Below are 14,137 nucleotides of genomic sequence, written 5' to 3' on the forward strand. Positions count from 1 at the left end.
CGCCACGTGCAGCGCCGGTGTTATGGCTGAAGCGGGTTGCCAGATCGCCGAAAGTGGTGTGGTCGAAGTATTTGACACCTAGGCGTGTTACCTTCTCGAACATATCTCGCTGGAGTTTGGCAACGATGGAGTTCCCGATCTTACTCAGAACGACTGTTTGTCCGTAGGTTGCCAGACCTTTGGTGAGAAAGATGGTCATCACCGCACCAGAGATCATGTAGACCATTGTGATGTTACGATCGATGAAGACCTGATTGATCACATTCTTCATGATAGCTGCGCTGCCTGCACCTGCGGCGGCGGCTACCAGCATGAAGGCGAATGCGATCATGTATTGAAACTTGTATTGCCCGAAGTTTTCACGGAGAAGGCGGCGGATGAGGCTGGGAGCGCCTTCATCGTCCGCGAACAGCTTTTTGCTTATGGCGTCGAACACCTAAAACCCTCAGCTTTTCCAGCGAAATTAAGTATGGCTGCTTAACTTGCTACCGGTAGAAGATGAAAAGGCGACCGTAGATCTACGACCGCCCTTTCATGAGATTTATAACATTATGACGAGCTTCGCCATACCTGCTTTTCTGCCAGCGGCTCTTATGCTTCCGGCAGGTTCAGGCGGATGTGAAGATCGCGCAGCTGAGCTGGGAACACATCACTTGGAGCACCCATCATCAGGTCCTGTGCCTGCTGGTTCATTGGGAACAGGGTTACTTCACGCAGATTCTTTGCGCCGACCAACAGCATAACGATTCGGTCAACACCAGCCGCCATACCACCGTGTGGAGGAGCGCCGTATTGGAACGCGCGGTACATGCCGCCGAATTTCTCTTCGAGCAGGCTTTCGTCGTAACCAGCAATTTCGAAGGCTTTCTTCATGACTTCGACCTGGTGGTTACGGATCGCGCCGGAGCCGATTTCGTAACCGTTACAGACGACGTCGTACTGGTAGGCGTTCAGTTCAAGCGGCTCAACGTTGGTAAGGCCGTCCATTCCGCCTTCTGGCATGGAGAATGGGTTGTGGCAGAAGTCAACTTTCTTGTTTTCTTCGTCCCATTCGTACATTGGGAAATCCACGATCCAGCAAAGTGCGAACTGATCTTCGTCGATCAGGTTCAGCTCTTCAGCAGCGCGGGTACGGGCTTTACCAGCAAAGTCAGCAAACTTCTTAGGATCACCAGCTGCGAAGAATACTGCATCGCCTTCGTCAAGGCCAAGCTGTGTGCGGACAGCTTCGGTGCGCTCTGCGCCAATGTTTTTCGCAATTGGGCCTGCGCCTGCGATTGTGTCTTCTTCTTTACGGAAGAAGATGTAGCCGAGGCCTGGCTGGCCTTCGCTCTGCGCCCATGAGTTCATGCGGTCACAGAATGCGCGGGAGCCGCCCTTAGGAGCTGGGATTGCCCAGACCTGAACCTTTGGATCGCTCTCGATCATGCGTGCGAAGACTTTGAAGCCGGAGCCAGCAAAGTGTTCGGTTACTTCCTGCATTTCGATCGGGTTGCGCAAGTCAGGCTTGTCTGAGCCGTACTTACGGATCGCTTCAGCGTAAGGAATGCGTGGGAATTCTTTGGTAACTGGCTTACCTTCAGAGAACTCTTCAAACACGCCGCGGATCACTGGTTCCATGGTCTGCAGCACGTCTTCCTGAGTAACAAAACTCATTTCCACGTCGAGCTGGTAGAACTCACCTGGAAGGCGGTCAGCGCGTGGATCTTCGTCGCGGAAGCATGGTGCGATCTGGAAGTATTTATCGAAGCCAGACATCATAAGCAGCTGTTTGAACTGCTGTGGTGCCTGTGGCAGTGCGTAGAACTTGCCTGGGTGAATACGAGATGGCACCAGGAAGTCGCGTGCACCTTCAGGGGAAGACGCGGTCAGGATTGGTGTCTGGAACTCGTTAAATTCCGCATCATTCATGCGTTTACGCATGGAGTTGATGATCTTTGTGCGCTTCATCAGGTTTGCGTGCAGGGTGTCGCGGCGCAGGTCCAGGAAGCGGTATTTCAGGCGGATGTCTTCCGGATATTCCAGTTCGCCGAAGACTGGCAGAGGCAGCTCCTGAGAGTCGCCGAGAACTTCCATATCGCGGATAAAGATTTCGATTTCCCCGGTGCCGAGGTTTTCGTTGATGGTTTCGTCAGAACGTTTCTTCACGTCACCATCGATGCGAATGCACCATTCGGAGCGGACAGTTTCAGCCAGTTTGAAGGCTGCGGAGTCCGGATCAACAACACACTGCGTAATGCCGTAGTGGTCACGCAGGTCGATGAACAGCAGGCCGCCGTGATCGCGTACACGGTGTACCCAGCCAGAAAGGCGAGTGGTTTCACCTACATTGTTTGCCCGCAGCTCTCCGCATGTATGGCTTCGATAACGATGCATAGCGTCCTCAGTGGTATTCAAGTGAATCATAAAATTCAGAAACTGGTTGACCCATTCAAAAGTCATCCGGCTGGAAAAGACATGTCAGCATCTAAAGTCAAGTAAGTGAGTGACTTTGGCGCTGTTTCTTGCGGACATTTCCCGAGTTTCCTCTACCTACGTGGTTTTCGCGAGGCTTTGACTGCGACCCTTTGGTCGCCAGAGAGCAAAAATCGACATTTACAACCACTTGATGAGAAAACGAGAAAGTTAGATAGGGACAAGCACCTTCGCTTGCGCTATAGACTTTGTCACCATGAAGATGATCACAACTACAGAAGAGCTTGCGCAAGCGTGTGCCAAGCTTGCTAATTCAGATTTCGTAACAGTTGATACCGAGTTTTTGCGGGAAACCACCTTCTGGCCAAAACTCTGCGTGATCCAAATCGCCAATCCAGATCACGCTGTGTTGGTTGATGCGCTGGCTGAAGATCTGGATCTTGAACCTTTTTTTGCATTGATGCGCAATACGGACATCGTGAAGGTGTTCCATGCAGCACGGCAAGATATTGAAATAATCTACCATCTGGGCGGTTTTGTGCCCTCACCTTTGTTCGACAGCCAGGTTGCCGCCATGGTTTGTGGCTTCGGAGATTCCGTTTCCTACGACCAGCTGGTGTCCAAAGTGACGGGTGAGCGGATCGATAAATCCTCCCGATTTACCGACTGGTCCCGCCGTCCTTTGACCAACAAGCAGCTTGCTTACGCTTTGGCTGACGTGACCCACCTGCGCGAAGTTTATCTGTTCCTGAAAAAGCAACTGGAACAGAAAGGTCGCAGCCATTGGGTTGAAGATGAGATGGCAACTCTGTCTTCCATCGACACTTATCGCAGTGATCCGGCAAAGGCGTGGCAGCGCATGAAACTGCGTGTTCGCAAGCCGCGTGACCTTGCTGTGTTGAAAGAGTTGGCCTTCTGGCGTGAGCAGGAAGCGCAAAAGCGCGATATTCCGCGCAACCGCGTCATCAAGGACGATGCAATTTTTGAGGTTTCTACGCAAAAGCCTCAAACGTCAGAAGCCCTTGGTCATCTGCGCACTATTCCACGCGGCTTTGAGCGCTCTCGCCATGCAGAAGAGATCCTCAATGCTGTGAAGCGGGCTATGGCCATTGCTGAAGAGGATCTGCCTGAAGTTCCAAAGGGCCGCCCTTCTCCGGATGGGGCATCTGCAGCCGTTGATCTGCTCAAAGTGCTTTTGAAGATGAAGAGCGAGAGCTTTGGTGTTGCGCCAAAAGTGATTGCGACCGTGGATGATCTGGACAAGATTGCTTCCCATGATGAAGCAGATGTACAGGCCCTTTCCGGTTGGCGCAGAGAACTCTTTGGTGAAGACGCCCTTCGCCTGAAGAAGGGTGAGATTGGCCTTGCCTTTAATGGTCGTCAGGTTGTCATCTGCGAGCAAGGCGAACCCGTTGAGCGCGTTGAAAACAGCTCCCGCCGTCGTGGTAGCCGTAACGGAAAAGCAAAATCCTGATCTGAGATTTTGAATCCACCTTTCAGTATAAGCTACTGATAAATAAGAAAAGCCCCGGCAAGATTTGTCGGGGCTTTCTTATTCGTATCTATGCTGGATCGCTCAGAGCACTCTGACTTCAGCTTCCAGATCCATCACTCTTCCGAGCTGGTTCAGGCGTTTGGTCAGACGGTCGCCCTGCATGTCTGCAAGTTCTGCCGGCAGTGCCAGGACGAGCTTGCCATTGACCAGAGACAGCTTGCTCTTAAGCAGCACGCCTTTCATGGAAGCGCTGATCAAAGCGGCCACACGTAAAGTCGCGCCAAGAATGCGCGCCAGCTTCATCAGGCGTGGGTTGCTCAGGCTGCGGATTGCAGGAGACAGAGCATCATCCATCAGGCCTTCGTAGCGATAGAATACGGTGAGTGCCAGATAGGCCCTGCCCGCATGATCGATGCCGACAAAGCCGCCGTTGGAAATAATGTTCAGTGACTGCTGACCACGATAGTCCGGGTGTGCCCGCCAGCCGATATCTGTGAGCTGACACGCTGATATGCGCAGGCGGCGTTCGCCCTCACTCTCATCAACACCAGCAACACGCATGGCTTGCTCACTCCACTCAACCACTTCGGCTGAATAGGATGGATCACGGGCCCGCAGAACACCGAGCTCGTGCGCTGCGGTGATCAGAGGATCCTGCTTCTTGCCTTCTTCATCAAGCTGATCATAGAGATAGCCTTCACGTACGCCGAGTGCAGAGAAGACGACCTGATCGGCCTGACAGTGCAGCAGTGTCTGACGCATCACAGTTGCGCCGTATGGCAGAAGTGCACGGCGCGCCTTGGAGATCACTTGAATGCTTGGCTCATTGCTCAGGTCATCGCGCATGAGCTGCTCACAGAAGTCAATCATAACTTCTGCAGGCACGGTGTAGTCATGCATCACATGTAGCGGATAGCCCTGTTGGTACAGGTGCAAGCGCCCCAGTGAACGCCAAGTACCGCCAATTGCATAGAAGTTGCGGTCTTTAGCCTTGCCAAGCCAATCGGCTTTTTCCAGCTCTTCGCGGGCGATTTCATTGGCGAGCGCAAGGTCTTTTTCAGAAGACTCCTGCAGGCGAATACCGCCAAGCGGGAACGTGCGGCCATCACCAATGCCATGGGCACTGATATCGACCAGTTCCAGAGATCCGCCGCCCAGATCGCCGACAAGACCATCTGCGCGCCAAAAGCCAGAGTAAACGCCCATGGCAGAGTAGAATGCTTCGTCACGGCCAGACAGGATCTGCACCTTGGCACGGCAGATGTTTTCTACTTTTGCGATGAAGTCAGCACCGTTCTCGGCTTCACGAGCAGCTGCAGTTGCCAGTATGTGCAGTTTGATGACACCGACATGATCGCAGACACGACGGAACCGCACCAATGCACGCAGTGCAGTGGCTACATTTTCTTCTCCCAAGCGGCCTGTGGCACCTACACCGCGCCCCAGTCCTGCAAGGATTTTTTCATTGAACAACGCTGTCGGGTTACGCGCCAGTCTTTCATAAATTACAAGACGGACAGAGTTGGAACCAATATCAATGATTGCTATTGGTCCGGGTTCTGTAAATCGTCCTCGAGGCTCATCACTCGTCGAGATATCTGTCACTATTTGGCCGTTCTACAAAAAGTTTCGGGCTATCACCCTGTAGCGAGCTACCACGACCAGACAGAGATGGGTTCGTCATGAAGAACTTGTGTGCGTTGAACGGATCTTCGTCTGGTTCTGCAACAATGCGCTCATGACTACCGTCTGGAAGCAGACGCCAGCTTTGTTGATTATCTTCTAAGTTCGCAACCATGATCTGATCGAGAATCTGCTTGTGAACTGTTGGCGTTTTAACAGGCACAAGTGTCTCAACCCGGCGATCCAGATTGCGCGGCATCATATCCGCTGAGGAGATATAGACATGTGCTTCATCTGAGGGCAACCCGTGACCATTGCCAAAGCAGAAGATACGGCTGTGCTCCAGAAATCTTCCCACAATTGATTTTGCACGGATGTTGTCAGACAGGCCCGGCACGCCTGCACGCAGGCAGCAAATGCCGCGCACGACCAGATCGATCTGCACCCCGGCCTGACTGGCTCGGTACAGAGCATCAATGACGCCCGGATCAACCAGCGAGTTCATCTTCATCCAGATCTGGCCCGGACGGCCCGCTTTGGTGTGAGCGATCTCTTCTTCCGTGTGCTGAATGATGCGGGCGCGCAGGCTCATTGGAGAGACGGCGAGACGCTCCAGTTCGCCCGGCTCAGCATATCCGGTGATGTAGTTGAACACCTTGGCTGCATCACGGGCCATGGCTGGCTCAGCTGTGAAGTAAGACAGGTCGGTGTAAATGCGCGCGGTGATTGGGTGGTAGTTGCCTGTGCCGAAGTGGCAATAGGTTTTCAAACCGCCCTGCTCGCGGCGCACGACCATGGAGACTTTTGCGTGGGTTTTCAGCTCCAGGAAGCCGAAGACCACCTGAACGCCTGCACGTTCCAAGTCTCGTGCCCAACGGATGTTGGCTTCTTCATCAAAGCGTGCCTTGAGTTCAACCAGCGCAGTCACAGACTTACCGGCTTCCGCCGCTTCGGCCAATGCCTTCACAATTGGCGAGTTGTTGGACGTGCGGTACAGCGTTTGCTTGATCGCCACAACATCCGGATCCTGCGCCGCCTGACGGAGGAACTGGACGACAACGTCGAAGCTCTCGTAAGGGTGATGGATCAGAATGTCTTTTTGCTGGATCGCAGCAAAGCAATCGCCACCATGCTCACGAATACGTTCCGGATAACGTGGGCTGTATGGTGGGAACTTGAGGTCGTCACGCTTGACGTTCACTGCCTGAGACAAGTCGTTCAGCGCCAAAAGACCGTTGGCAAGGAACGTTTCCTCTTCGGTCACCTCCAGCTCATTGGCAACGAAGGCACGCAGGCTTTCCGGTGTGCTTTCCTCAATCTCCAGTCGGATCACAGACCCGCGGCGGCGGCGCTTCAGTGCGGTTTCAAAAACGCGTACGAGATCTTCCGCTTCTTCCTCAATTTCCAAGTCTGAGTCACGCAGCACGCGGAACGCGCCTTTGCCGCAGACTTCATAGCCCGGGAAGAGTTTGCCGATGAACAGCGAGATGATGGTTTCAATCGGGATGAAACGGGTGGCTTTTGGCCCTGCATCACGCGGCGTTGGCAGAACAACGAAGCGGCCAATCTGGCTTGGCATACGCAGCAGCGCTGTCATGCCTGCCCCACCATCCACCGGGCGCAGATCAAGGATCAGCGAGAAGCCCAGATTTGGGATGAACGGGAATGGATGCGCCGGATCAATGGCCAGCGGTGTGAGAACCGGGAAAATGTGCTGGAGGAAGTACTCTTCCAGCCAATCCGTCTCAGCCTGGCTCATGTTCTGGGCTTCTACAATGAAGATGCCTTCATCAGCCAGCTCAGAACGCAACTGGCGGAAGCGTGCCTGCTGCTCACTTTGCAGTTTGCTGACTTCTACAGAGATCTTTTCCAGCTGCTCTGGCGGCGTCAGGCCGTCATCAGAGATGGTTGTCACGTCTGCCCGTTGCTGGCCGCGCAGACCAGCCACACGCACCATGAAAAACTCATCAAGGTTGTTGGCCGAGATGGACAGAAACCGGAGCCGCTCCAGAAGCGGATGGCTCGGGTTCATGGATTCTTCCAGAACGCGGCGGTTGAACTGCAGCCACGAGAGCTCACGGTTTACAAAGCGCTCCGGCTTTTGCATCAGAGCCAGCCCTGTGTTCACCTCATAATCTGCGGTGTCGGTGGTCTCGTCTTCCAAAGCGTTCATTTCCGTAAACTCATTCATTCCGTGTACCTCCGCAGCCCGTGGACCGGGTTCGCCAGTATCGGCGCACCTCGCCTAAGATTATCTGGCGATTGCGCTGGCAATTGTATGATTCTGGTCATTTAGACCACACATTTTTGACGGGAAAATAAAGCCAATTGGCTACTCGCCCATACTCTCCAAGATTTTGGAGGCCATAACGCGAGAAATCTTCCGACCCGTCGCCAGTGCGTGCCTGTCCAGCATGTCTACAACATTGCGCGCAGCATCTAGTGAGCGTTCAATTCGTATCACGAGGTAATCTATCACACTGGAGTCAACAGTTACCTGACGATCTGAAAAATGTTTGGTCATGACCATTGCGAGCAGCATGTCATCCGGCTCTTCGACCTGCACAGGCGTTGCTGCACGAAAACGGGATGCCAAGTCCTTGGTTTTCAGGTCAAATGTGTGAGGCCACTCGCGGGTGGTCATCAGCATGTTGCCGCCTGTCAGTCGCACCGCGTTGAACAGGTGAAACAGAGAGGCTTCATCAAAGCCTGCGTGCAGATCTTCCACCGCAACTGGACCGGCTTCTGCCAGTGCAGTCAGGTCGAGGTATTCCAGTTCATCGCCGCCGACAATCTGTGCGCCGCTGAGCTCCTGCCAGGCGTTGACCAGATGTGTTTTACCCGAACCAATCGGCCCTTGCAGGGTTACGATTGGAGATGGCCATTCCGGCCAGTTGGTAACCAGATTGAATGCAGCCTGATTTGACGTTGAAACCAGATAATCATCAACCCCCAATGCCTCCTCATGGGGCAAGACCAAAGGCAATTGTTGTGGCCCTGTCGATCCTGTCATTCCAGTCCTTCCGTCTTATTGGTATTTTTGTAGTGACCTGCATAAAGCGAACTAGCAAGATATTGCCTGAGAGCAAATCTTGCTAGTACCCCAACCACTGCTGCGGCAGGAATTGCTATCAACATCCCCACAAATCCCATCAGAGAACCAAAAGCGAACAGTGCAAACATGAGCCAGACAGGGTGAAGACCGACACTTCCGCCCAAAAGTTTGGGCTGAAGGACGTTTCCTTCTAGGAACTGACCTACAACAAAAACGGCAAGTACAGCACCGATCATGAATGGATCAGGCCAGAACTGGACCAGAGCGACGCCGATTGAAAGGCCGAAACCGACGATCGCGCCCACATATGGAATGAAGCTGATGAGGCCGGCAGTGAGGCCGATCAGCAGACCGAACTTCAGACCAACGATGAGCAGGCCAACGGCGTAGAACGTTCCGAGGATCAGGCACATGAGGACCTGTCCGCGCACGAAGCCAGCAACCACGGAATCCATATCGCGCGCGAGGGTGCGGATGGTCTGCTGGTAGTCGCGCGGAAGCCAGCTGTCGATGCGCTCGATCATGTTGTCCCAGTCGAGCAGCAGGTAGAAGGCAACCACAGGCGTGACGACTGCCAGACCGATGATGGAAATGAGGGCCTGGCCGCCGCTCCAGATGGAGGAGAGCAATCCGCCGACGAAGTTGGCTGCCTGGCCAACGAAGGCGCCCCAGTCGATCTTCTGGCCCTGCCCTGACAGGTTGGCGAGGCGGTCCAATTGCGGGCCGAGGCCTTCGCGGAGCAAGGTTTCCAGGTTCGCGGCCAGTTCTGGCAGGTAGTCCAGAAACGCGATCAACTGCTTGCCGAGGATTGGCAGGAGGATCAGCAGGGCTGCGACGAAAACGATGAGGAAGATGAGCAGGATGGTGACCGTGGCCCAGATGCGTCCGAAGCCGTGGGTTTCCAGATAATCGGCGATCGGATCAAGCAGATAGGCCAGTGCCATGCCGGCGACAAACGGCAGCAGGATGCCCTGAAAGACAGTCAGAAACAGAATGAAGGCTGCTAAGGACAGCAACCAGAAGAACAACTGCTTGTTTACACTCATAAACGATCTCCAGGTGGAGGCAGGGAGCCCGGCGGCCAGCCGGATCATCGGCGGTGCGGTTGCTCGCAAACTCATCTTTAAAATTTACGTTGGTTGTAGTTTCGATAGACTTATTACGTCAAGTCGCAGCATCAGGTTTGCCAGAGTAGCTACTCCACCATTTTGCCAGCGTGATTTAGAGGGAACCTTCATAGGGGTGAAAATCTTTCCCTCAAATGAAGAGATTTTCAAAGCTTCATTTATTTGCAAAAGCTTAGCTGGTTCTGCACAGATCTGCGTTTTTCTGAGATACCAGCTGCGATTCCTCCCTGTTTCGGCCTTGCAATTCCCTGCAGTTTTGTTTTTATGCCGCCAAATTACATAGGCGGCCCCGCCGCCACACTCTTGATGATGCGGAGCAGTATCCATGAGCCAGGACCAGAACGGCAAAAACGGCCTTACCTATTCACAAGCGGGGGTCGATATCGACGCCGGGAACGCACTGGTCAAGCGTATCAGCCCATTGGTAAAAGCAACGCGTCGTCCGGGTGCTGACAGTGATATTGGCGGCTTCGGTGGCCTGTTTGATCTGAAAGGCGCCGGATTTAAAGACCCTGTTCTTGTGGCAGCCAATGATGGCGTGGGCACCAAGCTGAAGATTGCGATCGACACCAATGTTCACAGCGGCGTGGGGATTGATCTGGTTGCCATGTGCGTGAACGACCTTGTGGTGCAAGGCGCTGAGCCGCTGTTCTTCCTTGACTATTTCGCTACCGGTGCGCTGGACGTGGACATGGCGACCGATGTTGTTGCAGGGATTGCAGAGGGCTGCAAGATCTCTGGTGCAGCGCTGATCGGCGGCGAAACTGCTGAAATGCCGGGCATGTATGCGGCGGGTGACTACGATCTGGCCGGCTTTGCGGTTGGTGCAGCGGAGCGCGGTACGCTGCTGCCATCCAAGGATATTGGCGAAGGTGACGTTCTGCTAGGTCTGGCCTCTTCCGGTGTTCACTCCAACGGCTTCTCTCTGGTTCGCAAGATCGTTGAGGTTTCTGGCCTTACGTGGGCTGATAAAGCGCCGTTTGATGCGGACAAAACCCTTGGCGAAGCGCTGATGGAGCCGACCCGCATTTATGTGAAGCCGTTGCTGGCAGCCATTAAAGAAACCAATGGTGTCAAAGCTCTGGCACATATCACCGGTGGTGGCCTTCCAGAGAACCTGCCGCGTGTCCTGCCAGACGGGCTTGCTGCGCGGATCGATCTTTCCGCGATTTCCTCCCCTGCTGTCTTCGGCTGGCTGGCTGATGCTGGTGGTATTGAGCAGTTTGAGATGCTGCGCACGTTCAACTGCGGTGTTGGCATGGTGGTTGCGGTTGCAGCTGACAAAGCGGATGCTGTTCGCGAAGTGCTTGAGCGTGAAGGTGAAACTGTTGTGACCCTCGGAACGCTGGAAGCCGCGCAGGACGGGGCTGAGCAGGTTGTGTTTGACGGCGCGCTGGGTTTTGCCAAATGAGCACGCAGCCTAAGAAACGCGTTGGTGTTTTGATTTCAGGGCGTGGTTCCAACATGCTGTCTCTTATTGAGGCAGCAAAAGCCCCTGATTATCCAGCGGAAATCGTTGTGGTTGGTTCCAACCGACCTGACGCAAAAGGGCTGGAACGGGCTGCTGACGAGGGCTTTGCAACGTTCGCACTGGATCACAAGCTTTATGGCAAGGACCGTGAGGCGTTTGAGCGTGATTTGCACGCCATGTTGGAACAGCACAATGTAGAGCTGCTTGTTCTGGCTGGTTTTTTACGTTTGTTGACGCCGTGGTTCGTGAACCAGTGGCAAGGCCGGATGATCAATATCCACCCTGCTCTGCTACCAAGCTTTCCGGGTCTGCATACTCATGAGCGGGCATTGACCGAGGGCGTTCGCATTCATGGGGCGACGGTGCACTTTGTCACCGCTGAAATGGATGTGGGTCCGATCATCGCACAAGGTGCTGTCCCCGTTCTGGACGGGGATAACCCGGATACTCTTGCGGCGCGTGTGCTGGCGGTTGAACACCAGATCTATCCGAAGGCTCTGGAGGCGGTTGCCAGCGGCAAAGCGTCCGTAGACGGCTTCCGCGTGAAGATTGACGGCACAGAGCAAACGGAAGAAAGCCTTATTTGTTAATAGGATAAGGCTCTTTTTTTGAGAGACAAACAAAAGGCCGCAGACGCTTGTGTCTGCGGCCTTTTTTCGTTTGCGTTGCTATGTGCGTTCATTTGCGCGATTTGCGTTTTTTCTGCGTTCAAAGCGAAGTTGGTACCAAGCTACCGCAGTCAAAAACGTCAGATCAGAACTTCACCTTCCTGCAGAACCAAATCTTCGAGTTTCACCATCTTGGACTGGTCCTTTGCGCTGCGCTCGGTCTGAACGCCTGGCTGCTCGATAGCATCTTCGTCAGGTGCGGTTTCCAGATCAGCATAGTTGACATTGGACTCTGCTGGTGGCGTTACCTGCTGGGATGCCTGAGGTGCTGGCCTGTTGAACTGAGCGAAATATGACTCGAAGGTTTTGAACTCTCCTGTCGTCTGCAGTTGAGCCATGTAGCCGTCGATGTAGACGTCCTTCCCTTCCATGAATTTATTCAGCTCATCCAGGCTTTGGAAGTTGGTTCCGAAGTTCCGGTTCGTGATTTCCACTGTACGCCGCGCGGAGTAGCTTTCCGTGTTCTCACCCAAGCTTTTCGCTTCCACATTCTGTAAGACGGTGCCGGTGTGCACTTCATCATATGTTGGGGCCGCAGTCGCCTTTGGCTCCAGATGATCGTAGACCCGCGGAGTATCGTAGTGATGCGGTTGTGGGCGCGGGGTATCATACAAAGGCTGCGCCGGTATACGCGGGGTATCGTATAGAGGCTGTGCCGGCACACGTGGAGTATCGTAAAGCGGCGTTTGTTGCACTTCAGGACCCGAGGCCTCAGCAGTTCGGGTGCTGCTTGCATAGCCCAGAATGCGCCCCTGAGCGCTGGAGACAGCAGCATCCAAAGCTTTCAGGCTGCGGATATCAACTTTGGCGACGTCAGCGAGTTTGCGATGAGAACCATCCTGCTCATTATACTCAACACCTTCAAAAACGCTGGCCTGAATACCGGCCATCATTGCTTTGAGGTCAACGACTGGTTCAGCCTTGGTGGACGCCTGCTTAATTGTCTGAGCGATCGTCTGCTCTGCCAGCTCCATGAAAGGCGCCCAGTTGTCTTTCGCCTGTTCCGGAGAGCTTTGGGTTCGTCCTAAGAAATGACCGATACTTCTCGACGCATCTGACAGGGACTGTTTCACATTGGCAAACTGACCGTGTGACAGAGCGCTTGCAGCAGACTTGAGATTGTCTCCAAGCCCACGCTTATGCTGTGGCAGATCAACCTGAACAGAATAGATCCGTTCCCCTGTCTTTGGATCCCCTTCCCGGCGACCAAAAGAAACGATCAGATCATCCGTATCTACATTTAACTGGGCCGCATGCTCGACACGCGCCCGGTTTACAAGATTTTCGACAGCGCCATGAAAGTTATTTGAACCACTAATACTTAATCCACTCATACTAACACCCTTCACTACAGCAGACTAACGCTGAGTCACAAAACTCACTCGGAACCCTTTAAGTAAAAATACCTTAGGTCACCTGATGAGGTTTGGAGTGTCGCTTAATACTATGCGGGCTCTTTTTCGTTCACATATGCGTTCAATATTTGTGAACTGAGGAAAACATCACCCCCACATATTGAAAGAGCGGGATCACCGCTCCCAATATGTCGAGAGTAATTGTCTTACGCTTTGCGCACGGCGATGTGGATGTCGTGGAAGGCGGCGCCGCCGAAGGGGGCGGTTTGGTCGGCGCTGGTGAGCGTGTTGATGCCGTTTCCACCTTCATGTGCCGCATTTGGCCAGATGCCTTCTGCGACCACTGTGCCCTTTTGCGGACGATCACCGACAGCAGCGTGCAGGATAACCTCACCACGGTGGTTGGAGAGGATGATCTTGTCGCCCTCCTCCACGCCCAGCGCAGCAGCGTCTTGTGCGTGCAGCATAGCTGTTGGACGGCCTTCCTTCTTCACGGAGCTTGGGGTCTGGTTGAACGTGGAGTTCAGGAACGAGCGTGACGGCGATGTGACCAGCCGGAGTGGATGATCCTGTGTCGGCAGCTCGTTGACGTCCCAGTGGTCCGGCAGGGCTGGCATGTTTTGCCATGGGCCCATTGGGCCGTTGTTTGGTGCAGGCACTTTGGCCCAGTCCGGTTTGAAGCGGAACTTGCCGTCTTCATAGCCGAAACCGTTAATGTAGTGCGCTTCCTCAAAGTCTGGCTGACAATCCAGCCAGCGCTTTTCTTCCAGCTCGCTCAAGCCGCCCGGATACTTGGAGTTTTTCAGCATCCAGTCGATGTGCTCGCGCGAAGTCATCTTGTGGGCTTCGTGCTCTTCTCCGCCGAGGCGTTCGATGAGTTCGTTCAGCACATAAAGGTTGGGCTTGGCCTCGCCCGGGGCGTCGACCA

At 54.1% G+C, this 14,137-nt stretch carries 12 protein-coding genes; 3 read left to right on the plus strand and 9 right to left on the minus strand.

All coding sequences use genetic code 11. From position 1 onward, the window contains the following. The coding region (locus PJE062_RS20580; RefSeq protein WP_037037854.1) for an ABC transporter transmembrane domain-containing protein at nt 1-436 on the minus strand (436 nt) is incomplete at its 3' end. A gap of 155 nt (nt 437-591) precedes the next feature. After that, on the minus strand, nt 592-2,376 hold the full coding sequence (gene aspS / locus PJE062_RS20585; protein ID WP_008551974.1) for an aspartate--tRNA ligase: 1,785 nt from the start codon (nt 2,374-2,376) through the stop codon (nt 592-594). A 295-nt stretch (nt 2,377-2,671) separates the two neighbouring features. On the opposite strand from aspS, the gene rnd reads away from it, so the two are divergent. Then, a complete protein-coding gene (gene rnd / locus PJE062_RS20590; RefSeq protein ID WP_008551784.1) occupies nt 2,672-3,889 on the plus strand; it encodes a ribonuclease D in 1,218 nt (405 codons plus the stop codon). A gap of 102 nt (nt 3,890-3,991) precedes the next feature. Here rnd and PJE062_RS20595 read toward each other — a convergent pair whose 3' ends face one another. From PJE062_RS20595 to PJE062_RS20615, 5 genes are all read right to left on the minus strand, one after another. After that, nucleotides 3,992-5,515: a Ppx/GppA phosphatase family protein gene (locus PJE062_RS20595; RefSeq protein ID WP_037037856.1), complete on the minus strand. Its 1,524-nt coding sequence runs from the start codon at nt 5,513-5,515 to the stop codon at nt 3,992-3,994. Further along, nucleotides 5,493-7,706 (minus strand): RNA degradosome polyphosphate kinase, encoded by a 2,214-nt coding sequence (locus tag PJE062_RS20600; protein ID WP_208608752.1) that lies wholly within the window; start codon nt 7,704-7,706, stop codon nt 5,493-5,495. Before PJE062_RS20600 ends, PJE062_RS20595 begins: the two co-directional genes overlap by 23 nt. A 159-nt stretch (nt 7,707-7,865) precedes the next feature. Next, nucleotides 7,866-8,546, minus strand: coding sequence for a DnaA ATPase domain-containing protein (locus tag PJE062_RS20605; protein ID WP_008551821.1), 681 nt, complete (start codon nt 8,544-8,546; stop codon nt 7,866-7,868). Further along, nucleotides 8,543-9,634 carry an AI-2E family transporter gene (locus tag PJE062_RS20610; protein WP_008551950.1) on the minus strand — a complete coding sequence of 364 codons (1,092 nt, stop codon included), beginning with the start codon at nt 9,632-9,634 and terminating at the stop codon, nt 8,543-8,545. Before PJE062_RS20610 ends, PJE062_RS20605 begins: the two co-directional genes overlap by 4 nt. Nucleotides 9,635-9,718: 84 nt before the next feature. Beyond that, nucleotides 9,719-10,042, minus strand: a complete 324-nt coding sequence (locus PJE062_RS20615) for a hypothetical protein (protein WP_037037859.1) — start codon at nt 10,040-10,042, stop codon at nt 9,719-9,721. On the opposite strand from PJE062_RS20615, the gene purM reads away from it, so the two are divergent. Both purM and purN read left to right on the plus strand, forming a co-directional pair. Continuing rightward, nucleotides 10,041-11,126 (plus strand): phosphoribosylformylglycinamidine cyclo-ligase, encoded by a 1,086-nt coding sequence (gene purM / locus PJE062_RS20620; RefSeq protein WP_008551991.1) that lies wholly within the window; start codon nt 10,041-10,043, stop codon nt 11,124-11,126. The genes PJE062_RS20615 and purM overlap by 2 nt on opposite strands. Then, the gene (purN, locus tag PJE062_RS20625; protein WP_008552067.1) at nt 11,123-11,776 is read left to right on the plus strand and encodes a phosphoribosylglycinamide formyltransferase; all 654 of its coding nucleotides are present in this window, start codon (nt 11,123-11,125) and stop codon (nt 11,774-11,776) included. The genes purM and purN overlap by 4 nt, the downstream gene beginning before the upstream one ends. 158 nt (nt 11,777-11,934) lie before the next feature. Here purN and PJE062_RS20630 read toward each other — a convergent pair whose 3' ends face one another. Both PJE062_RS20630 and PJE062_RS20635 read right to left on the minus strand, forming a co-directional pair. Continuing rightward, complete coding sequence (locus tag PJE062_RS20630; RefSeq protein ID WP_008551749.1) at nt 11,935-13,188, minus strand: hypothetical protein; 1,254 nt, start codon at nt 13,186-13,188, stop codon at nt 11,935-11,937. Between the two features lie 227 nt (nt 13,189-13,415). Then, nucleotides 13,416-14,137 (minus strand): molybdopterin dinucleotide binding domain-containing protein (locus PJE062_RS20635; protein WP_037037861.1); only part of this gene is annotated, 722 nt, incomplete at its 5' end.

It is taken from the genome of Pseudovibrio sp. JE062, assembly GCF_000156235.1.
GTDB lineage: Bacteria > Pseudomonadota > Alphaproteobacteria > Rhizobiales > Stappiaceae > Pseudovibrio.